16 protein-coding genes are annotated in these 22,511 nt (G+C 48.6%); 6 read left to right on the plus strand and 10 right to left on the minus strand.

Annotated features, from left to right (window positions below; translation table 11 throughout):
* Window positions 1–20 precede the first annotated feature (20 nt).
* Window positions 21–2,744 carry a pyruvate, phosphate dikinase gene (ppdK, locus tag AC5RDV_RS12445; RefSeq protein ID WP_282747858.1) on the minus strand — a complete coding sequence of 908 codons (2,724 nt, stop codon included), beginning with the start codon at window positions 2,742–2,744 and terminating at the stop codon, window positions 21–23.
* 156 nt (window positions 2,745–2,900) lie between these two features.
* Here ppdK and rlmD point away from each other — a divergent pair, with 156 nt between their 5' ends.
* Window positions 2,901–4,322 carry a 23S rRNA (uracil(1939)-C(5))-methyltransferase RlmD gene (gene rlmD, locus AC5RDV_RS12450; protein ID WP_172604643.1) on the plus strand — a complete coding sequence of 474 codons (1,422 nt, stop codon included), beginning with the start codon at window positions 2,901–2,903 and terminating at the stop codon, window positions 4,320–4,322.
* Between the two features lie 68 nt (window positions 4,323–4,390).
* On the opposite strand, the gene AC5RDV_RS12455 is transcribed toward rlmD, so the two are convergent.
* From AC5RDV_RS12455 to AC5RDV_RS12470, 4 genes are read right to left on the minus strand one after another with little or no spacing between them, the layout of a single operon-like run.
* A complete protein-coding gene (locus tag AC5RDV_RS12455; protein ID WP_130892900.1) occupies window positions 4,391–5,200 on the minus strand; it encodes a Cof-type HAD-IIB family hydrolase in 810 nt (269 codons plus the stop codon).
* 6 nt (window positions 5,201–5,206) lie between these two features.
* A complete protein-coding gene (locus AC5RDV_RS12460) occupies window positions 5,207–7,330 on the minus strand; it encodes a Tex family protein (protein WP_282747859.1) in 2,124 nt (707 codons plus the stop codon).
* Window positions 7,331–7,345: 15 nt separating this feature from the next.
* Window positions 7,346–7,873, minus strand: a complete 528-nt coding sequence (locus AC5RDV_RS12465; RefSeq protein WP_008629126.1) for an FHA domain-containing protein — start codon at window positions 7,871–7,873, stop codon at window positions 7,346–7,348.
* Window positions 7,874–7,885: 12 nt separating this feature from the next.
* A complete protein-coding gene (locus AC5RDV_RS12470; protein WP_130892902.1) occupies window positions 7,886–8,938 on the minus strand; it encodes an HU domain-containing protein in 1,053 nt (350 codons plus the stop codon).
* A 128-nt stretch (window positions 8,939–9,066) separates the two neighbouring features.
* Here AC5RDV_RS12470 and AC5RDV_RS12475 point away from each other — a divergent pair, with 128 nt between their 5' ends.
* From AC5RDV_RS12475 to mscL, 4 genes are all read left to right on the plus strand, one after another.
* Window positions 9,067–10,380: a UDP-glucose dehydrogenase family protein gene (locus tag AC5RDV_RS12475; RefSeq protein WP_008629124.1), complete on the plus strand. Its 1,314-nt coding sequence runs from the start codon at window positions 9,067–9,069 to the stop codon at window positions 10,378–10,380.
* Entirely contained in the window at window positions 10,380–11,204 is an 825-nt protein-coding gene (locus AC5RDV_RS12480; RefSeq protein ID WP_282747860.1) for a DUF4738 domain-containing protein, read from the plus strand. The genes AC5RDV_RS12475 and AC5RDV_RS12480 overlap by 1 nt, the downstream gene beginning before the upstream one ends.
* 15 nt (window positions 11,205–11,219) lie before the next feature.
* Entirely contained in the window at window positions 11,220–13,508 is a 2,289-nt protein-coding gene (locus AC5RDV_RS12485) for a TonB-dependent receptor (RefSeq protein ID WP_282747861.1), read from the plus strand.
* Between the two features lie 353 nt (window positions 13,509–13,861).
* Window positions 13,862–14,284: a large-conductance mechanosensitive channel protein MscL gene (gene mscL, locus AC5RDV_RS12490; RefSeq protein WP_282747862.1), complete on the plus strand. Its 423-nt coding sequence runs from the start codon at window positions 13,862–13,864 to the stop codon at window positions 14,282–14,284.
* A gap of 67 nt (window positions 14,285–14,351) precedes the next feature.
* On the opposite strand, the gene AC5RDV_RS12495 is transcribed toward mscL, so the two are convergent.
* Genes AC5RDV_RS12495 through lon form a run of 4 tightly spaced genes read right to left on the minus strand, consistent with a single transcriptional unit; the run spans window position 14,352 to window position 20,544 of the window.
* Window positions 14,352–15,803: a DEAD/DEAH box helicase gene (locus AC5RDV_RS12495; protein ID WP_282747863.1), complete on the minus strand. Its 1,452-nt coding sequence runs from the start codon at window positions 15,801–15,803 to the stop codon at window positions 14,352–14,354.
* Between the two features lie 33 nt (window positions 15,804–15,836).
* The gene (locus tag AC5RDV_RS12500) at window positions 15,837–16,943 is read right to left on the minus strand and encodes an LptF/LptG family permease (protein WP_008629108.1); all 1,107 of its coding nucleotides are present in this window, start codon (window positions 16,941–16,943) and stop codon (window positions 15,837–15,839) included.
* A 17-nt stretch (window positions 16,944–16,960) separates the two neighbouring features.
* Window positions 16,961–18,091 carry a tRNA guanosine(34) transglycosylase Tgt gene (gene tgt / locus AC5RDV_RS12505; RefSeq protein WP_008629107.1) on the minus strand — a complete coding sequence of 377 codons (1,131 nt, stop codon included), beginning with the start codon at window positions 18,089–18,091 and terminating at the stop codon, window positions 16,961–16,963.
* Window positions 18,088–20,544 carry an endopeptidase La gene (gene lon / locus AC5RDV_RS12510; protein WP_282747864.1) on the minus strand — a complete coding sequence of 819 codons (2,457 nt, stop codon included), beginning with the start codon at window positions 20,542–20,544 and terminating at the stop codon, window positions 18,088–18,090. Before lon ends, tgt begins: the two co-directional genes overlap by 4 nt.
* Window positions 20,545–20,708: 164 nt before the next feature.
* Between lon and AC5RDV_RS12515 the strand changes: the two genes are divergently transcribed.
* Entirely contained in the window at window positions 20,709–21,419 is a 711-nt protein-coding gene (locus tag AC5RDV_RS12515; RefSeq protein ID WP_282747865.1) for a tRNA1(Val) (adenine(37)-N6)-methyltransferase, read from the plus strand.
* On the opposite strand, the gene AC5RDV_RS12520 is transcribed toward AC5RDV_RS12515, so the two are convergent.
* On the minus strand, window positions 21,420–22,442 hold the full coding sequence (locus tag AC5RDV_RS12520) for a diacylglycerol/lipid kinase family protein (RefSeq protein WP_040603113.1): 1,023 nt from the start codon (window positions 22,440–22,442) through the stop codon (window positions 21,420–21,422). It lies immediately after the preceding gene.
* Window positions 22,443–22,511: the final 69 nt, after the last annotated feature.

A 22,511-nucleotide genomic window follows, 5' to 3' on the forward strand; every position in this document is an offset into this window, starting at 1 on the left:
CTTTGATATTATTATGCTACTTAAGCTTCCTCAACAGCAGCCTGCGCCGCAGCAAGACGGGCGATAGGCACGCGGAAAGGAGAACAAGAAGCATAGTCCATTCCTATCTTAGCGCAGAATTTCACAGAAGAAGGTTCACCGCCATGCTCTCCGCAAATGCCGGTACGGATATTCGGGCGTACGCTACGTCCCTTTTCCACTGCCATCTTAATGAGTTGGCCTACACCGTTCTGGTCCAACACTTGGAAGGGATCCACCGCCAGAATCTTCTTTTCCAGATACACCGGCAAGAAACTGGCAATATCATCACGCGAGTAACCGAATGTCATCTGTGTCAAATCGTTCGTTCCGAAAGAGAAGTACTCGGCTTCCGAAGCGATACGGTTGGCTGTCAGGGCCGCACGAGGAGTCTCTATCATAGTGCCGATTTCAAACTCCACTTCGATACCCTCTTCGGCGAAAACTTCCTTAGCCGTAGCCAAAATGACTTCTTTCTGCTGTTTCAATTCGTAAAGAATACCTACCAACGGTACCATGATTTCTGGTTTCGGGTCCTTACCTTCTTTCTTCAACTCGCAGGCTGCACCCAAAATGGCACGGGTCTGCATTTCGGTTATTTCCGGGAAAGTAATCCCCAAACGGCACCCACGATGACCCAACATCGGATTGTTCTCGGCAAGGCTTTCCACACGTTTCTGGATTTCTTCCACACTGACACCCATCTCATCGGCCATCTTCTGTTGTCCCTTCAAGTCATGGGGGACAAATTCATGGAGTGGGGGGTCGAGCAAACGAATGTTCACCGGACAGCCATCCATAGCTTCAAGAATACCCTTAAAGTCGCTCTTCTGATAAGGAAGCAGTTTGGCCAAAGCTTTTTTACGGCCTTCCACGCTATCGGCCAGAATCATCTCACGCATGGCCACAATCTTCTGGTCTTCAAAGAACATGTGTTCCGTACGGGTCAAACCGATACCCTTTGCTCCGAAAGAACGAGCCACTTGTGCATCGTGGGGCGTGTCGGCATTCGTCCGTACCTGAAGCTTCGTATATTTGTCACACAAATCCATCAGAGCCTTAAAGTCACCAGACAGCTCAGCCGCTTTCGTCGGTATTTCTCCGGCATAAACTTGTCCCGTAGAACCGTTCAAGGAGATGTAATCACCTTCTTTATATACAACGCCTTCAATCTCCACAGTCTTGTTCTTGTAGTTCACATTGATGGCACCGGCACCGGACACACAACATTTACCCATACCACGAGCTACCACAGCAGCATGGGAGGTCATGCCTCCACGGGCGGTGAGGATACCTTCGGCTGCCGACATGCCGGCCAAATCTTCGGGAGAGGTCTCGATACGTACCATAACCACCCGATGGCCGTCCTCACGCCATTTCTGGGCATCGTCTGCGTGGAACACGATTTGTCCGCATGCCGCACCCGGAGAAGCCGGCAAACCTTGCGTAATCACCTTGGCTTTCTTCAACGCATCCTTATCGAACACAGGATGGAGAAGCTCATCCAGTTTTTGAGGTTCACAACGTTTCAATGCCGTTTTTTCGTCTATCAATCCTTCACGTACCAAGTCCATGGCAATCTTCACCATGGCCGTACCGGTACGTTTGCCGTTGCGCGTCTGCAAGAACCAAAGTTTGCCTTCCTGGACCGTGAACTCCATATCCTGCATATCGCGATAGTGGTTTTCCAATTTAGCCTGAATGGCATCAAGTTCTTTATAAATCTCAGGCATAGCCTCTTCCATCGAAGGATATTTGGCAGCACGTTCCTCTTCCGAGATACCTTGCAGGGCAGCCCAACGGCGTGAACCTTCTATCGTAATTTGCTGAGGTGTACGGATTCCAGCCACAACATCCTCACCTTGTGCATTCACAAGATACTCACCGTTGAACAGATTCTCACCCGTTGCGGCATCGCGGCTAAAACAAACACCCGTAGCCGACGTCTCGCCCATATTGCCGAATACCATAGCCATGACAGAAACAGCCGTACCCCATTCGTCGGGTATGCCCTCCATCTTACGGTAAAGGATAGCACGTTCGTTCATCCAACTGCGGAATACGGCGCAGATGGCTCCCCAGAGTTGCTCCATCGGGTCGGTAGGGAAGTCGTTTCCGGTCCGTTCCTTGATAGCTTTCTTAAAACGAGCCACCAAATCTTTCAACTCATCCACCGACAAATCCTTGTCCAACTCTATCCCGCGAATGGCTTTCACTTCGTCTATGATGGCTTCGAACGGGTCGATATCCTCCTTATTCACCGGTTTCATACCCAACACTACGTCACCGTACATCTGAACAAAACGGCGGTAAGAATCGTACACGAAATGAGGATTGCCCGTCTTGCGCACCATTCCTTCGGCTACTTCATCATTCAAGCCCAAGTTAAGAATGGTGTCCATCATTCCCGGCATGGAAGCCCGGGCACCGGAACGAACCGAAACCAACAACGGATTCTCAGTGCTTCCGAACTTACTGTTCATCAGGTTTTCTACATGGGCTACCGCAGCATTGACCTCAGCTTGGAGTATTTCTACGATTTTCTCTTGCCCTACCTCATAGTATTCATTGCAAACATCAGTTGCAATAGTAAAACCGGGAGGCACAGGTATGCCGATAAGATTCATTTCGGCGAGATTAGCACCTTTGCCACCAAGTCTCTCTCTCATCTGGGCATTGCCCTCAGCCTGCCCGTTTCCAAAAGTATAAACTCTTTTTTCACTCATTTTTCAAAGTTTGTTTTTGAATTAGTTAACAAAATGAATTAATGCAAAACTACTCAAAAAAAATGGGCTGCAAAAGGAAAAACAAGAAAAAATGCAAAAAAAATGCTACTTTTGTTCCCTGAAATCAAAATAAGAAACCCAATAAACTCATCGGATATGACCCGAAAAAGAAAAGAATTCCCTATATTAGAGAATATTACAATTACGGATGTGGCAGCCGAGGGCAAAGCTCTGGCCCGTGTGGACGACATGGTAGTTTTCGTTCCCTTTGTCGTTCCCGGAGATGTGGTCGACCTGAAAATCCAAAAGAAAAAACATCATTATTGCGAAGCGACAGCCGTAAAGTTCCACCAATACTCTCCATTTCGGGCCGTACCTTTCTGCCCGCATTTCGGAGTTTGCGGCGGTTGCAAGTGGCAGTGTCTCCCATATAAAGAGCAGCTCAAATACAAGCAACAGCAAGTTTTGGATAACCTTACCCGCATCGGTAAGGTAGAACTCAACGGCATACAACCTATATTGGGTTCCGTGAAAACGGAAGAATACCGAAACAAGTTGGAATTCGGCTTTTCAAACAAGAGATGGCTGACACCGGAAGAAATAGCGTCCGGAAACGCATATCCGCAGAACGGAGCCGTAGGATTCCACACCTGCGGTTCGTTCGACAAGATATTACCCATCGAACAATGTCGTCTGATGGACGATATCAATAACCGCATCCGTAACGCCATCCGTGACTACGGATACGAGCATCGGTTGACATTCCACGATCAGCGGGAACATGCCGGATTATTGCGTAACATGATGATCCGCAATTCCAATACGGGCGAATTGATGCTTCTTATGCAGTTCTGCATCACCAACGATACGGAAAAAGCGCAGGCCGAGGCATTGATGGGTTATCTGGCCGAAACATTCCCGGAGATTACCTCTTTATTATACGTAAACAACCTCAAATATAATGATACGATAGGAGACTTGGATGTCATCACGTTTAGGGGAAACGACCACATTTACCTGCAGATGGAAAATCTGAGGTTCAAGGTCGGTCCGAAAAGTTTCTACCAGACCAATACCGACCAGGCGTATGAATTATATAAGGTAGCGCGAGACTTTGCAGGCCTCACCGGTACGGAACTGGTTTACGACTTGTATACCGGAACCGGAACCATCGCCAATTTCGTGGCCGGGAAAGCCCGGAAGGTCATCGGAATAGAATATGTGCCCGAAGCCATTGAGGATGCCAAAATCAATTCACAAATCAACGGAATCGGCAATACCCTGTTTTTCGCCGGTGACATGAAGGACATCCTGAACAAGGAATTCATCGCGGCACACGGCCAACCGGACGTAATCATCACGGACCCTCCAAGAGCCGGCATGCACAAAGACGTCATAGAGACCATCCTGTTTGCCGCACCGCATCGCATCGTCTACGTCAGTTGCAATCCGGCCACACAGGCGCGTGACCTGGCTTTGTTGGATTCTCAATACAAAATCATGGGAGTACGCCCCGTGGACATGTTCCCACATACGCAGCACGTGGAAAACGTGGTCATGTTGGAAAGAAGAGCGTAAACACAAAAAATGCAGGAAAGGTTTCAAGTTCCAACCTTCCTGCATTTTCTATGTATCAAGATTCGGAGTTATTCCCAAAAGAACTTCTCCACCACTGCGGCCACACCGTCCTCCTCATTCGAGAGAGTAACATAGTCTGCGGCTTTTTTTACGACATCCTGCGCATTAGCCATGGCTATTCCCAGACCTGCAAACTGTATCATGGATAAGTCGTTGAATCCGTCGCCCACAGCCACCATTTCTTCCGGCTTCATGCCCAACTCGTCCAATAGGACGGCAAGGCTTCGCGCCTTGTCGATACCATTGGGCACCAATTCCAGGAAAAACGGTTCGGAGCGGAATACATTCATCTGCCCTTCCAAATCTTGCTTCATCTTTTGCTCCAGTACGGACAACGGTTCGGGGTCGCCCACAATCAGGCACTTCGGGACAGGGAAATCGAACACTTCCAGGAAATTCGGCACAGTAATACTGGGCATCCTGTTCAGAAAAGCCTCATGCTGCACATACGGATTCCCTGCGTCTTCCGATACGATATACTCGTCCTTATAGCTCAATATTACGAAACCGTTCTTCTTCGCGCATTCATATAAATAAGGATATACTTTCGGGTCGAGTTCATTCTCATACATCATCTTCTTGGTTTTCCAATCAATGATTTGCCCCCCGTTGTAAGACAGGATATAGCCTTCGAAGTCTCCGAGGCGCAATTCTTCGGCCAAAGGGACGATGCCGTAGGTGGGCCGTCCGGAAGCCAACACGATCTTCACGCCTGCTTCCTGTGCCCGGATGAGGGTTTCCCTCGTGTATGCCGTGATTTCTTTTTTCTTGTTCGTCAAGGTTCCGTCCAAATCCAGAACCAAAATCTTGTATTTCATAAATTCTCAGATTTTCAATGATAATGCAATCCGTTTGCGCTCCTTGTCCACTTGCAGCACGCGTACGTTCACCTGTTGGTGGAGCGAAACGACCTCGTTCGGGTCACTTACATAGCGGTCTGCCAACTGCGAAATATGTACCAAACCTTTCTCATGCACCCCGATGTCTACGAAACAACCGAAATTCGTAATATTGGAAATGATGCCCGGCAATACCATCCCTTCCCTCAGGTCATCCATCGTGCGTACATTGGGATCGAAAGAAAAGGCCTTTATTTTGCTGCGCGGATCACGCCCCGGTTTATCCAGTTCGCCCATGATATCGTTCAGCGTAGGAAGGCCGCAATCCTCAGTCGCATACCGTTCCAAGGGAATGCTCCGCCGCAAATCCTTGTTACGGATGAGTTCCTCCACAGAAGCCCCCACATCCTTGGCCATCCTTTGCACCAAGGCATAACGTTCCGGATGTACGGCTGTATTGTCCAAGGGATCCTCACCTCCCGGAATGCGCAAGAAACCGGCGCACTGCTCAAAAGCTTTCGCCCCCATGCGTTTCACTTTCATCAAATCCCGCCGGGTGGGGAAGGGGCCGTTTTCCGCACGGTAGTCCACGATATTCTGCGCCAGTTGCGGTCCCAACCCCGAAACGTAAGTCAATAGTTGGCAACTCGCAGTATTCAAGTTGACTCCCACGGCATTCACGCAAGACTCTACCGTACGGTTCAACGTTTCCCGCAGTTTCGTCTGGTCCACGTCGTGCTGGTATTGCCCGACACCAATGGATTTCGGGTCTATCTTCACCAATTCCGCCAACGGGTCCATCAACCTGCGTCCGATGGAAACGGCACCGCGCACCGTCACGTCATATTCCGGAAATTCCTCACGGGCGATTTTGGAAGCCGAATAGATGGAAGCCCCGTCTTCACTCACCACGAACGCTTCTACCGGACGGTCGAAACGGACAGATTGCACGAAGCTCTCCGTCTCGCGACTGGCCGTACCGTTCCCTATGGCTATGGCCTGTATGTCGTACTGTTCCACTAATTTCTGCAACTTCCGTTGCGCCTGTGCATATTCATTACGCGGAGGGTGGGGGTATACCGCTTCGTTATGCAACAAATTCCCCTGGGCATCCAAGCATACCACCTTGCATCCCGTACGGAATCCGGGGTCTAAGCCCAACACGCGTTTCTGCCCCAAAGGCGGAGCCAAAAGCAGTTGGTGAAGATTTTGCGCGAAGACCCTGATGGCCTCATCATCGGCTTTTTGTTTGGAAGCGGCTGCAAATTCCGTTTCGATGGAAGGTTTAATCAAACGCTTATAACTATCTGTCAATGCGGAAGCTACAAGTTTACTACATTCACCGTTCCCTTTGACGCACAAACGATTCAAGTTCTCTACGCAGGTCTCGTCGTCCGGCGAAATAGCCACCTTCAGGATACCTTCCGCCTCTCCGCGTCGCAAAGCCAACAGGCGATGGGATGAACATCGCTTCAACGGTTCGCTGAAATCAAAATAATCACGGTATTTTGCCCCTTCCTCCTCTTTACCCTTCACCACTTTGGAACTGATGACGGCTCCACAGCGGAACTGTTGGCGCACGGCATTCCGGCAACGTTCGTTCTCGTTGAACTGTTCGGCCAAAATATCCGAAGCCCCAGCCAAAGCCTCGTCCGCATCCTTTACTTGCCCGTTCACATAACGTCCGGCCACTTCGCGTATGTGCGCCTCACGCTGCATGGCGATAATTACGGCCAAGGGCTCCAGTCCTTTCTGCCGGGCAATCTCGGCACGCGTACGACGTTTCGGTTTATAAGGCAAATAGATGTCTTCCAATTCCGTAGCGTCCCAACAAGCCACGATTCTCCGTTTCAGTTCATCGGTCAACTTGTCTTGCGCCTCGATGGAAGCCAATATCGTTTCCTTTCGTTTCCCCGTCTCGACCAATTTGTCATACACTCTTTTGATTTCTCCGATTTGCACTTCATCCAGCCCTCCGGTCATCTCCTTACGGTAACGGCTGATAAAAGGGATGGTAGCCCCTTCCGCTAATAAATCCAAGGTGCGTGCCACTTGTCTTTCGGCAATGGAAAGTGTAGCGGCAACCATCTTGCTCAATTCCGGTTGCATAAAATAAGATAAAAATTATTCTTCACGAGCCGCACGCAATATCAGCGTGGTAGCCCCGATAGTGACTATGCTGCCGTCCTCCAGTCTCACACGGTCATAGTCTGTCAATATGTCATTCATATAAAAAGTGCCGGTATTGCTCGGCGCGTCGCGCAAGGTGTACACCAGACGACCGTTCTTGTCCCGCTTCACATTGATGATGCAATGCTTGGTGTCCACACTGGGGTCTACTGTCTCGATGGGGGTAGAAATGGCAGTCCCTTTCACATACCGTCCGATTACGTTGTCGCCCAACTTCAGCGGAAGCACCTGCTTATAGTGGAAGACGTTCTCCACCACAACGATGCTGCCGTATGCGTCATCGTTCTCGTTCTCGTCCACGGTCTCTTCCTTACGTGTAGCCCTCAATTTGGATACCCCGATACGTATGCCGAACTGCTTGCGGCATTCCGGACATTCGAAAACAAGCGACTGCCCGTCTTCATACTGGGTTTCGTCAAAAGTGATATAATGGTCACATTTAGGACAACGTACTCTTTTCATTCCTTGTATTCCTTACTTGATTTGGTAAACCCATGCGTAAGCAAATTCTTCCGACCGGTCACTCAAAGCGTTCATCTTGGCATGCGCTTCCGCTTCGGATGCAAATCCCGGAAAAACCACACGCACCATATTTCCTTTTTTATATACTTGCGCCTCTTTGTAACCTTCCTTATGAAGCCGTTCGACATACGCTTTCGCGTTCTTTTCCGGTATGGCACTGGCCACCACGACGCAAAAACCGCTTTCCACTGCCACCGAAACAGCCGCCTTTTGGACGGTTTCCGGTTGGACAGCAGCCGACACCGGACTTTCCACACCCGTTCCTGAACCCTTGACTTGTATTTCTTCCGGCTTGTTGAATGCCTCAGGCACAGTTTCCTGTACCGCAGGCATCCACATCAGGCGAGCAAACTCGGCCTGGCTTGCGGAAGATACCCCCGTGTTCTTGGCATCGGGAGACATCAGGAAAAACAAGAGTACCACGGCAGCCACGGCAGCAATGTTTTGCAGCCACGCCGTCTTCAGCCGGATGGTAATTTCTCCGCGTGCCACAGGTTCGCTTTCGACCGTCACTGTTTCGGGCTTTCTTTCGGGGACTGTACGCGAAACCTCGACGGCCAATGACGCTTCCACCGTTTTTTCCGCCTGCAAAGGTTCGAACAGCAAGGCATCCAAACCATAATAAGCCGGACAGACCGTACCGGCCTGACAAGGTGAAAACTCCACATTGTTCCGTTCGTCCAACATCAATACGCCAATGCTCCCAAGGTCGTACGTACCTGCCTCCCACAATTCCTGTTGCAGGTCACGGATCTGTTCCCCGAGCATGGTTCTCGCTTCGATGTCGGAACAACCGTATGCTTCCACGTATGAACGGACCAACAACCCGTCATCGGCTTTCAGGCGTTCGTTGAACCCCACCGTGCGGATAGGAGGTAAAAACAGATTCTCATCTTCCACGTATTTGGCCGGGGCGTTGCAAGTCACGAATCCCCCGATTTGCGGAACCACCACGCAGTCGTGGTCCAACAACAATATCTCGATATGTTTTACTAACTCTTTCACACTACAAATTTACGGCTTTCCCGTTGACATTGCTAATTTTTGCAGAAAAAGTTATCAAATATTTCAGCTTGTATTGTTGATAGCCCTATTTTTCATTACTTTTGCCTGTGGTTAATAGCAACGAAAGTATGAATATAGCGATTGTAGGCAGCGGCTACGTAGGTTTGGTAACCGGTGCATGTTTTGCCGAAATAGGGGTCAATGTCACTTGTGTAGACGTGGACCGGAATAAAATTGAAAAGCTCAAACAAGGTGAAATTCCTATTTACGAACCAGGCCTGAAAGAGTTGGTCTTGAAGAATCAAAAGGCAGGGCGGTTGGATTTCACCACCACGCTCGAAAGCGTGCTCGACAAGGTGCAGGTGATATTCAGTGCTGTGGGGACTCCACCCGACGAAGACGGAAGCGCGGACTTGAAATACGTCCTACAAGTTGCTCGAACTATAGGTAGATATATGACTGATTACAAACTGGTTGTCACTAAGAGCACCGTTCCTGTCGGTACGGCGCGGAAAGTGCGCCACGCCATTCAGGAAGAATTGGACAAACGGGGTCTTGACATCAAATTCGATGTAGCTTCCAATCCGGAGTTCCTGAAAGAAGGCAACGCCATCAGCGACTTCATGAGCCCGGACCGCGTGGTGGTAGGCGTGGAGTCTGAAAAAGCCAAGGAACTGATGACCAAACTCTACAAACCTTTCCTTATTAACAATTTCCGGGTGATATTCATGGACATTCCCTCTGCAGAGATGACGAAATACGCGGCGAACTCCATGTTGGCCACACGTATCTCTTTCATGAACGACATCGCCAATTTGTGCGAACGCGTGGGAGCGGATGTCAACATGGTGCGCAACGGTATCGGAGCCGACACCCGTATCGGCCGCAAGTTCCTATATGCCGGATGCGGCTACGGAGGCTCTTGTTTTCCCAAAGACGTGAAGGCACTCATCAAGACGGCCGAGCAAAACGGGTACGAAATGGCTGTGCTGAAAGCCGTAGAGACAGTAAACGAACGTCAAAAATCCATCCTTTTCCACAAGTTGGACGCGGCATGGCAACATGAGTTGGCTGGCAAGACCGTCACATTGTGGGGACTGGCTTTCAAGCCAGAGACGGACGACATGCGCGAAGCCCCTTCTCTCATCCTTATCCGGAAATTATTGGAAGCCGGATGCACGGTTCGTGTCTACGATCCGGAAGCCATGAACGAATGTCGCCGCCGTTTGGGTGACGCAGTCATTTATGCCCGTGACATGTACGAAGCGGCATTGGATGCCGACGCGCTGCTCTTAGTGACCGAATGGAAGGAATTCCGCCTGCCGGCTTGGGGCGTGCTGAAGAAGACGATGAGCGGACGGCTCGTCATCGACGGGCGTAACGTATATGACGCAGGCGAAGTACGCGAAGCCGGATTTGAATACCATTGTATCGGAAAGTAATGAAATGGATACATCATATTATATACGGTAGTCTTTTAGTGTCCGTGGCTGTGTGGACAAGTTGCGGCACAAGGGACAACCGGACTCCAAACGGGGATACTCCCGAACCGGAAGACCAGGAGGCCAAAAAAGCTTTGCAGGGAATCTGGATTGACCAGGAGACCGAGACCGTTTCGTTCTGCGCCAAAGGGGACACCATCTATTACCCCGATACGGCCAACGTACCGGTACGTTTTTTCATCCGTAAGGACACTTTATTTTTGGCCGGAGGGGGAGATACGACCGCTTATCCCATAGACAAGAGAGGAAATCACCTTTTCCACTTTCATTCAGCCACGGGTGAGATCGTGAAGCTCGTCCGGTCGGAAGACCCGAACGACAGTATCTATTTCATCCACCGGCAAGCCGCCACGCTCACCTACAATGAAGTCGTAAAAAAAGACACAGTAGTGTTCCATGGCGGCGAGCGTTACCATTGCTATGTCTACGTCAACCCCTCGCGCTTGAAAGTATATAAGACAAGTTATACGGACGAGGGCATCGCCGTGGAAAATGTATACTACGACAACGTGATTCACATTTGTGTGTACAAGGGGAAGACATGCTTGTTTTCACAAGACTACACCCGGAAGAGTTTCACCGGGCTCGTACCTAGTGGCTTTCTGAACCAGGCCATCCTGTCGAATATGGTATTTTCCGAAGCCGGTCCGCGAGGATGCCATTTCAATGCCACGGTATGTATCCCCGACGATGCCAGTTGCTATATGGTCAATATCTGTGTAGGATACGACGGCAAGCCGACAATGGAACTTCTCGAGTATTAACCCCTGCACACCATCATGAACAGAACATACAAGATTTTAAGCGTCCTTTTATTGGGGAGTTACGGTCTGGGCATTCAAATACTTGATGCCCAGACCGTAACCGGAAGAATTACGGACCGGAAATCCTGTCCGGTAACAGGGGCTACGGTAGTATTGCAGGCTCCGGATTCCACATTCGTCAGTGCCGCCGTATCGGATGCCGACGGACATTTCACCCTACCGGCCCAACCGGAGCAGTATCGCCTGATTGTACAACACCTTTTATACCGTTCACAAACCGTAAACGGAACAGGAAAGGATGCCGGGACCATTGTACTACAACCGGCTGACCGCACCATCGGTGAGGTCGTGGTCAAAGCCGAGCGCCCCATAGTAAGAGTGGAAGAGGGGAGGTTGAACTATGATTTGGAACAAATCGTCCGGGACAAAGTCGTCAACAACACTTACGAGGCCTTGCAGAGGTTGCCCGGCGTGCAAGAGATAGGGGGCAAATTGACCTTGGCCGGTGCCGGAGAGGTCACGGTCATCCTGAACGGCAAGCCCACTACGATGGATGCGGGACAGTTGGAGACCCTTTTGCGGAATACTCCGGTCAGCCGCGTGGAGAAAGTGGAGGTCATGTATAGTACTCCGCCGCAATATCACGTAAGAGGAGCTTCCCTGAACGTCGTTCTGAAACGTCCCAACGACTATTCCTTTCAGGGCGAAGTCAACGTAACTTATGACAACTGCTACTTCAACGCGGGCAATGCCACCGGGAATTTCCGTTTCTCAACCCCGAAACTGGCATTGGATGCCATGTACGGCATAGACCGTATACACACGATGCAATATTACAACTTATTTTCACGGCACACCCTGGACGGACAGATATATTCCATAGAAGAAAACGAACAGCTTCGCAACAAAGCTTACAGGCATAACATGCGGGTGGCCGGAGAATACCACTTCAACGAGAACAGCAGCATAGACTTGGCTTATACCGGCAAATACATGCCGAATATACAAGAGGACGCGCAAACAACAGGAAATTTCCAAACCAGTGACATAGACGGCCGTCGCGAAGCCCAGATGCACAACATCGCATTGCACCTCCGTTCGGGATTCGGCCTGGATGCCGGCGGGGACTATACGCACTATACGACCGACAACAGGCGGTGGATGCACGCCGAGTATGCCGACGGCAACCGGAACCGTTTCACCTTGGTTGGCGGGCAACGGATAGACCGCTACAACGTGTATGCCGACCAGAAACACAAACTGTCCCAAGGATGGAATCTGGGATATGGCGTCTCTTATACACAAACCCATAACCATGACTTTCAAACCTACACCGAGGTGGAAGGCGACATCGCCACTCCCTCTACGGACTCCAAGTTAAAAGAACAGACCACAGACTTCTACGTATCGTTGGGAAAAGATTACCCCGGTGGTATATCATGGTCGGTATCGGGCACAGGGGAGTATTACTCCATCGGCAATTACCGCAAATGGGCTTTCTACCCTCAGGCTTCCCTCACTTACATGAAGACTCCCGAACACATCCTGCAACTCTCGCTCTCCACCCGAAAGACTTATCCGGGATATTGGGAAATGCAGTCTTCCGTCAGCTATATCAACGGATATTCCGAAATATGGGGCACACCCGGATTGCGTCCTCAGACGAACTACAGTGTGAATGCCAACTACATCCTGAAGCAGAAGTATGTCTTCGGCGCATACTTCTCCCGTACCCAAGACCAGTTCATGCAAACGGCCTATCAGTCCACAGAACGGTTGGCCATGATTTACAAGATGATGAACTGGAACTACACACAGTACGTAGGCCTCATGGCCACGGTGCCGTTCCAGGTCGGAACGTGGTGGGATTCCCGTTGGGTAGCGGTGGAACAATACGCACGCCACCGTTGCGACGACTTTTTCGACCTTCCTTTCGACCGGAAAAAGTGGATTTTGCAGTGCCAATGGGACAACACGTTCAAGCTGAACAAGAATCTGGCTTTCGAATTGCGCGGATTCATGCAGACTCCGGCCATACAAGGTACATACGACCTGAAAATGGTGGGTACGGTAGATGCCGGGGTGAAATGGACCTTTGCCGGAGGCAAAGCCACACTCTCTGCCCGTTGTAGCGACATATTCAATACAAGTATGCCGGAATGTAACCTACGTTACGGAGGTCAGGACGTGAGAATGGAAAACTCTTTTTACCTAAGAACGTTCACCCTGAACTTCAATTTCCGTTTCGGAGGATATAAGAAAAAGGAAATCAAGGAAGTGGATACTTCCCGGTTCAGGCATTGAGCGTACGTCCGTTCTGTATATTTTTCAGAATATCCGGTGAGCCTCTCCGCGCACCTTCCTCCAAGCATAAAATCAATCTCCTGAAAATGAAAAATCGTTTGCCGCAGAACGGAAAATCATTCTCAGCCGATTGATTTTTCAATCTCAGGAGATTGATTTTACATCCATAAGTATCTATTATACAAAGGTTTAGAAAATCATGATTTTATCTTAAAAACAAAAGGACACGACACTATGGCTGTAAAGAAAAACAATAAGAGGGAAAAGAAAAGGAAAAGAATGAAAGAGAAATTTGGCCATTGGAATAATTTTGCTTAACTTGCCCTGGTAATTCATAAACAGAACTGGGAACTATGAAAAAAATCTTGCAAGAATTCAAGCAATTTGCCATGCGTGGCAATGTGGTGGACATGGCGGTCGGTATCATTATCGGCGGTGCCTTCGGTAAAATCGTTTCTTCGGTGGTGGCCGACATCATCATGCCGCCCGTCGGATTGCTCATCGGCGGAGTGAATTTCTCCGACCTGAAAATCACATTGAAAGAAGCAGTCGTGGAGGAAGGGGCAGAGGTGACGCCGGCCGTCACGCTGAATTACGGTAATTTTATCCAGACCACGTTGGACTTCATCATCATTGCACTGGCCATCTTCCTTTTGGTAAAGGGAATGAACGCCCTCAACAAAAAGAAGAAAGAGGAACCGAAAGCTCCGGCTGCCCCTCCGGCCGACATCCAACTGCTCACGGAAATCAGGGACTTACTGAAAAAAGAGAAATAAAAAAACCGTCCGTTTGCCTTCGCGATGAAGCAAACGGACGGTCCATTAATGCGGAACAACAATTCTATCAGGAAACACCGCCTGTATTTTCCCTCTTTTCTGCGCTTCCTTGCGAAACGGTTGCAGATTTCTTCTTATTAAAATATCTTCGAGGCTTATTCTTGTTTTTCTTCTCTGTCAAAGATGGCGATTTCGGCGCGTCCCCATTTACCGGCGCACTTTTTGAACCGGAAGCTTGTGCCTTGGTATTGTTTGGAGTATGTGTTTGTGGGATGGGGCTTCTTTTTCTGCGGTTTCCCGATTTGCCTTGCCGCCCGCCGTGTCTTGGACTTCCATGTCTGCCATTCCCCTTTTCGCCACCTTTTTCCGGCCGATAGGCCGGGCCTTCTCCAAGCCCTTCCGGCAGGGAACGTTTTTCTATTTCAGTTTCAAGGAAATGCTCGATGGAAGCAAAACGTTGCTGGTCTTTCTCGCTCACCAAGGTTATCGCCTCTCCGTCGTTGTTGGCGCGGGCTGTACGACCGATACGGTGCACATAATCTTCGGCATCATGAGGCACATCGAAATTGATGACCAACTGGATATCGTCGATGTCGATGCCACGCGCCACAATGTCCGTAGCTACCAACACGTCGATTTGTTGGGCTTTGAACTTATACATCACTTCGTCACGCTCCTGCTGTTCCAAATCCGAGTGCATGGCACCGACCTTAAATCCGGCACGTCCCAAGGCAATGGCCATGTCTTTCACTTTCAATTTGGAAGACGCAAAGACAATCACGCGATGTGGAGGCCGCTCAGCAAACAGCTTTTTGACTAATGACACCTTTTGCGCCTCATAGCATACGTAAGCCGACTGCACGATTTTGTCGGCCGGTTTCGATACGGCCAGTTTCACTTCTACCGGATCGTGCAGGATGGTGCGCGCCAAGTCTTGAATCTTCCGGGGCATCGTGGCCGAAAACATGATGGTCTGGCGTTCTTTGGGCAAATACTTGACAATCTGCATGATGTCGTCGCTGAAACCCATGTCCAACATGCGGTCTGCCTCATCTAATACAAAGAAAGACACTTCAGACAAATCTACGTTGCCTAAACTCAAATGACTGATTAAGCGTCCCGGCGTGGCGATTATCACGTCGGCTCCCATGGCCAACCCGCGTTTCTCCTGCTCGTAACGTATCCCGTCGTTTCCACCATATACAGCTACGCTCGACACGTTCATATAATAGGAAAACCCCTCCATGGCCTGGTCTATTTGTTGGGCCAATTCCCGGGTGGGGGACATAATGATACAATTAATGGCTTTTTCGGGATAACCGCCATCGCTTAGCTTACTCAATATGGGAAGCAGGAAAGCCGCAGTCTTACCCGTCCCCGTCTGCGCCACACCAATCATGTCACGCCCCTCGAGAATCACGGGGATGGCATGTTCCTGAATAGGCGTGCACTCGGTAAAATTCATATCGTCCAAGGCATCGAGCACTTGGTCGCTTAAATCCAAATCGTAAAAATCCACTGTTCTAATTTGTGTTTAAATCCTACATCCACTCTACTGCGGTGCCTTTTTATAAAGGAAGAACGCAATAAAGGCAAATATTATATTGGGCAGCCACGCCGCCAAAGCCGGCGGCCAGTCTGCATTGATTGCAAAAGTAGACGAAACCGTCTGGAACAAAATGTAAGAGGCACTTAGTGCCAACCCGATGCCCAAATACAGTCCCATGCCCCCTTTCCGCTTCCGCGCCGAAAGGGAAAGACCGATAATCGTCAGGATGAACGAAGCAAAGGGAGTGGCAAACCGTTTCTGGTACTCCACCTCGAACGGTTTCACATTCCCCGAGCCACGGGCACGCTGCTTGACGATATATTCTTTCAGTTCCGGACTGGTCAAGGTTTCCTGTTGGTTACGCGTCAGCAAGAAGTCCGACGGTTCCATGGCGATGATGGAATCTATCCTCGAACCATGGGAAATGTACTCACGCATGCCTTTCAATTCGCGGAGCGTGTAGTTGTTGATTCGCCAATGGTAACGCTCGTCCGACAATGTGTCGTAAGACACCGAAGCCGCCGTAAGGTGTGACACAAGCTTCTTGTTCACAAACTTGTCCAACGAGAAATGATAACCGGTCTTGGTACGCCCGTCGAAATGTTCGATAAACGCAATAACCCCCGTATCGACCTGTAGTTGCACATTCTGGGCGAATTCCGTCCTTTTTTTCTTTTTATATGTGTTCTCAAAGTTTAGTCGCGTGACGCTTCCCTTAGGAATAACGTAGGCTCCCAACAGGAAAGTCATCACCGCAATGATGGCTGCCGAAATCATATAAGGGCGCATCAGGCGCTTGAAACTCATCCCGGCGGCCATCATGGCGATAATCTCCGAATTCTCTGCCAGTTTGGAGGTGAAGAATATCACAGAGATGAACACGAACAGCGGACTGAACAAATTGGAAAAATAAGGGACGAAGTTGGCGTAGTACTCGAAAATGATACCTTTCCACGGGGCATGGTTGGTCGTAAACTTATCGATATTCTCATTGAAGTCGAACACCACGGCAATGGAAATAATCAATGCTATGGAAAAGAAATATGTACCCAGGAACTTCTTGATAAGATACACATCCAACTTGGAAATGAGACGTTTATACCACTTCATATACAGTACTTCTTTAATTATAGCCGTGCGGCCACCCTTTTTACCATCAAGGCTTTCCAAGAAGAGAAGTCCCCGACTATGATATGGCGTCGCGCCTCGCGTGTCAGCCACAGATAAAAAGCAAGATTATGGATGGAGGCGATTTGCAGTGCCAACAATTCCTGAGCTTTGAAAAGATGATGCAGGTAGGCTTTGCTATATGCCTTGTCTACGTAAGAAGTCCCGTCTGGATCCAAAGGCGAAAAGTCGTCTTCCCATTTCTTATTACGCAGGTTCATAATACCATTCTGTGTGAACAGCATGGCATTGCGCCCGTTACGCGTAGGCATCACGCAGTCGAACATGTCTACTCCACGCTCTATGCCTTCAAGAATATTCACCGGTGTACCGACCCCCATAAGATAACGAGGCTTGTCTTTCGGCAAGATCCCGTTGACCACCTCTATCATTTCGTACATCACTTCCGCCGGTTCGCCCACAGCCAATCCGCCAATGGCATTGCCATCGGCCTCCTTCGATGCCACGAACTCGGCCGATTGGATACGCAAGTCCTTATAAGTGCAGCCTTGCACGATGGGAAAAAGTGATTGTTGGTAACCGTATCGGGGTTCTGTCTCATTGAAACGACGAATACAGCGGTCCAACCAACGGTGGGTCAGCCCCAAACTTTTTTTCGCGTATGCGTAGTCGGATGTGCCCGGTGGACATTCGTCGAATGCCATCATGATGTCTGCCCCGATGGCACGCTCAATGTCCATGACCTTCTCGGGGGTGAAAATATGTTTTGAACCGTCGATGTGCGAACGGAATTCGCACCCTTCCTCACGCAATTTACGGATACCGGTCAACGAAAAGACTTGGAAGCCTCCGCTGTCGGTCAGGATAGGGCGGTCAAAACCGTTGAACTTGTGCAACCCACCGGCTTTTTCCAGGACATTAATACCAGGCCGCAAGTACAAATGATAAGTATTTCCCAAAATGATTTGCGCCTTGATGTCTTCCTTCAATTCCCACGGATGGACGGCTTTGACCGAGCCCACCGTACCCACCGGCATGAAAACAGGCGTCTCTATCAAGCCATGGTCTGTGGTCAACACCCCGGCCCGAGCCGACGTAAGGGAATCTGTATGTTGGAGTTCAAACTTCATTTCGTTTCGTTCTTAGGCTCATCGAAAGTAAACTCGATGGCATTGGTTACTTTTTCATCCAACAAAGCAAAATTCAAGACCTCGGACACATCATTCACATAATGGAACGACAGCCCTTTGAGATACATTTCCGGAATTTCCTCTATGTTCTTGCGGTTTTCCTCACACATGACGATATCTTTGATGCCTGCACGTTTTGCTGCCAGGATTTTCTCCTTGATGCCTCCTACGGGCAGCACTTTTCCACGTAACGTTATCTCACCGGTCATAGCCAGATTCGGGCGGACCTTACGTTGGGTCAATGCCGAAGCGATGGAAGTAGCCATGGTAATACCGGCCGACGGTCCGTCTTTAGGTACGGCTCCTTCAGGCACGTGCACATGGATATTCCATAGGTCGAAAATCCGCGCATCAATATGCAAATGGTCAGCATGCGCTTTGATATATTCCAATGCCAAAACCGCCGACTCTTTCATTACGTCGCCCAAATTTCCTGTGAGCGTCAACTTGCTACCTTTTCCCTTGCTCAGGCTCGTCTCTATAAAGAGGATTTCTCCCCCTACGGAAGTCCATGCCAATCCGGTTACCACACCGGCATAGCCATTGCCCTGGTATTTGTCGCGAGTATATAAAGGTTTGCCCAACAAGCGTTCCACATCGGCCACTTTCACGTCCGTACAAGAAAAAATACCGTTTCGAGCGTATTCCAATGCCATCTTACGGAACACCTTATTTATTTGTTTTTCCAATCCTCGCACGCCGGACTCACGGGTGTAGTTCTCTATAATGTACTCCAATGCCGGCTTGCTGATTTTGATTTCCGACCGGTCGGCCAAACCATTGTTTTCCTTTTCCTTGGGCACCAAATGACGTTTAGCAATCTCTACCTTCTCTTCCGTAATATAGCCGCTCACTTCTATCAGTTCCATGCGGTCGAGCAAGGGGCGGGGTATAGTACCAATATTATTCGCAGTCGCAATAAACATGACCTTGGACAAATCGTAGTCTACATCCAGAAAATTATCATGGAAAGCACTGTTCTGTTCCGGGTCGAGCACTTCCAACAAGGCAGAAGAGGGGTCGCCATTCACCGTATTCTGCGTCACCTTGTCTATCTCGTCCAAGATGAACACCGGATTGGATGAACCTGCCTTTATCATACTTTTTATAATGCGCCCGGGCATAGCTCCGATATACGTGCGGCGGTGTCCCCGGATTTCAGCCTCGTCATGCAATCCACCCAAAGACATGCGGATGTATTTCCGCTTTAAGGCAGAGGCGATACTTTTACCCAAAGATGTCTTGCCGACACCCGGAGGACCGTACAAACAGATTATCGGAGATTTTTGGTCGCCTCTTAATTGCAAAACGGCCAGATGCTCCAATATGCGTTCTTTTACTTTCTCCAAGCCGTAATGGTCTTTGTTCAAAACTCTTTCGGCATTCTTCAAATTTAAATTATCTTCCGTATAGGTCTGCCAAGGCAGGCTCAACATTGTTTGCAAATAATTGAGTTGGACGTTATAATCCGGACTTTGGGGATTCAAACGTTCAAGTTTGTCCACTTCCCGATTGAATGTCTTGGCAACGTCTTCCGGCCATTTCTTTTTTTTGGCCTGAGTACGTAAATCATGCAAGTCCTGATCCTGCGGCGTACCGCCGAGTTCATCCTGTATGTTTTTGATTTGTTGTTGCAAAAAGTACTCACGTTGTTGCATGTCCAAATCTTCCCGGGTCTTACGTTGGATTTCGGCCCGAAGTTCAGAATATTGGATTTCCTTGTTCAACAACTTGAGCAAGTTGACCGTACGCAAATCCAGTGCCCCCTCTCTCAACAACTCCATCTTGCGGACAATAGGGAATGGGAAATTGGCGCATACAAAATTTACCAAAAACATATTGTTGCTCACGTTTTTCACCGCGAACATGGATTCCTTCGGCATTTGGTCACTCATCTGAATGTACTGCACCGTACGTTCGCGACAAGCTTCCGCCAAGATTTCGAACTCTTTGTTATTCTTCGAAGGGAGCGTGTCTTCTAATTTCTCTACCATACCGGTAAGATAAGGCTTGTCGGACACAATACCTTTCAAATCGAAACGGCTCATACCTTGTAAGATGACAGTGGTAGAACGGTCTGGCAATTCAAGAATACGAATAATCTTTGCCATCGTCCCGATGTGATACAAATCATCAAACCCCGGATTCTCTGTCTCCGGACTCAACTGACAAACTACGCCGATGTTCAATTTATTTTTATCTGCGGCTTTCGCCAAACGAAGAGAAGACTTCCGTCCCACTGCCACAGGCATCACCACACCTGGGAATAACACCATGTTGCGCAACGGCAAAATCGGTAATGTGGCCTCCATTTCCACGTCGAAAACACTGGATTCATCTCCTTCAAAATCTGCAACCAATGAAAATGGATTCTGATTATCGTCAATATGCATATTAAAAATCTTAAATGATTTAGTGAACAAAACTTTTTTCACAAAACGTGGCAAAGATACAAAAAAAGAGTGTACTCTACGTATGATATACAGTGGAAATAACAAATATTTGCTACTTTTGCAAGCAAAACGAAGGATAGACTCTAAGATTACACCCGAATTTTATGGCAAAAACTCATTTCGACTTTAAGAAGTTCACAATTTATCACGACAAATGTGCCATGAAGGTTGGTACGGATGGAGTACTGCTGGGCGCATGGACGGAAGTTTGTCCCGATTCCAAATATATCCTCGACATCGGCACAGGTTCCGGATTGATAGCCATCATGTTAGCTCAAAAGTGCAACGCATACATCATAGGAATAGACATAGACGAGGAAGCAGTAAACCAAGCCACAGATAACGGGAAAAAGACACCTTGGTCACAACGTCTGCATTTTGAAGTAAAAAATGCCCTCACTTACATTCCTCAGAAAAAGTTTGACCTGATAACATGTAACCCGCCGTTTTTCACGAATTCACTGCAATGCCCTGGAGAAAAACGTAACTATGCACGCCATAGTGACGCTCTTCCTTTCGATGCACTCATCGCTAACGCATATACATGGTTGAACGACGGAGCTTGTTTCAACGTCGTCCTCCCTGCATCGTCAGCCGATGCTTTCATACAAATGGCGTGGGAGAGGGGGCTCAATCTCCACAAAAGATGCATGTTACACAGTTTGCCTGAGAGTATGCCGAAAAGAGCCTTATTGAGCTTTAAAAAAGGAAATACGCCTTACCCTCAAACCACACGGCTCATGGTCAGAGACAGAAATGGTATTTACACGGAAGAATACAAAAAGCTCACAGAAGAATATTACATACATTTTTGATTATAATTTCAGGCGTCTCATGACTTCTTTGTTAAAGCTGTCTATACGCCGGATATTTCGATTACGTACGCTTATACTCAAAGAAATCAGTTCGTCATATAATTCTGAAACAACCCGCCCAAACGCAGTGTCTGAGGCTTGTTGAGTATTCACAATCATATTCAAGCCTTTTTGTATCAATTGTACGTCAATATCCGTCCCGGCCGACATGGGATCGCCATCAAAATGAATCACCCCGGGGTGTTCACGATGGATGCGAATGTTTTTGCATCGGAATGTCTTGATCTTATTATTCTGCAACAATGTCCTATTGAACAACTGAACGGCAATCTGAGGAGCTTCCAGAACTGTAAAAGGCTCCATTATCGTTACATCCATAAGTCCGTCCGACATAGAAGCGTGAGGAGCGATATATGCATTATTCCCATATTGAGACGCATTGGCACAAGCTATCAGAAAGGCCTTGTATTTGGACGTTTCTCCTTCTATTTCAATCTCGTATGTGTCCGGCTTATATTTTAAGCCTTCTCGAAGCGTGTTCTCCAAATAAGTCAATACTCCGCGTTTCTCCGAATGAGCGAATTTGGAACTTACAAAAGCATCAAACCCTACCCCGCATGTACAAAAAAAAGGGACATCATTTATCTTCCCATAATCCAGACACTCGATATCAAAACGATTAAGCACCTTAATGGAACCAAGCGGATCCATGGGAATGCGTAAATGACGTGCCAATCCGTTTCCCGAGCCACAAGGAATGACACCGAAGGCCACGGAAGTATGTACTAAGGAACGGGCTATTTCATTGACCGTACCGTCACCCCCAATAGCCACAACCGCATCACAGCCTTTTTCAACATGCTCTTGTGCCAATAAAGTAGCATGTCCGGCATATTCAGTCCGGACAACCTGATAATTGAATTTATCTTGATCCAAATGCTGAGAAATCAGTTCTATGATATTGTCCTTACTTTGAGTTCCAGATATAGGGTTTATAATAAAAACGATGCTCCTCTTTGCCATATTGCTTCTTAAATCGGAAGCAAAGATAAGGATAAAAAATGAAAAATACAGCATCTGGCTTTAAGGCTT

This window comes from Paraprevotella sp. (assembly GCF_986071375.1).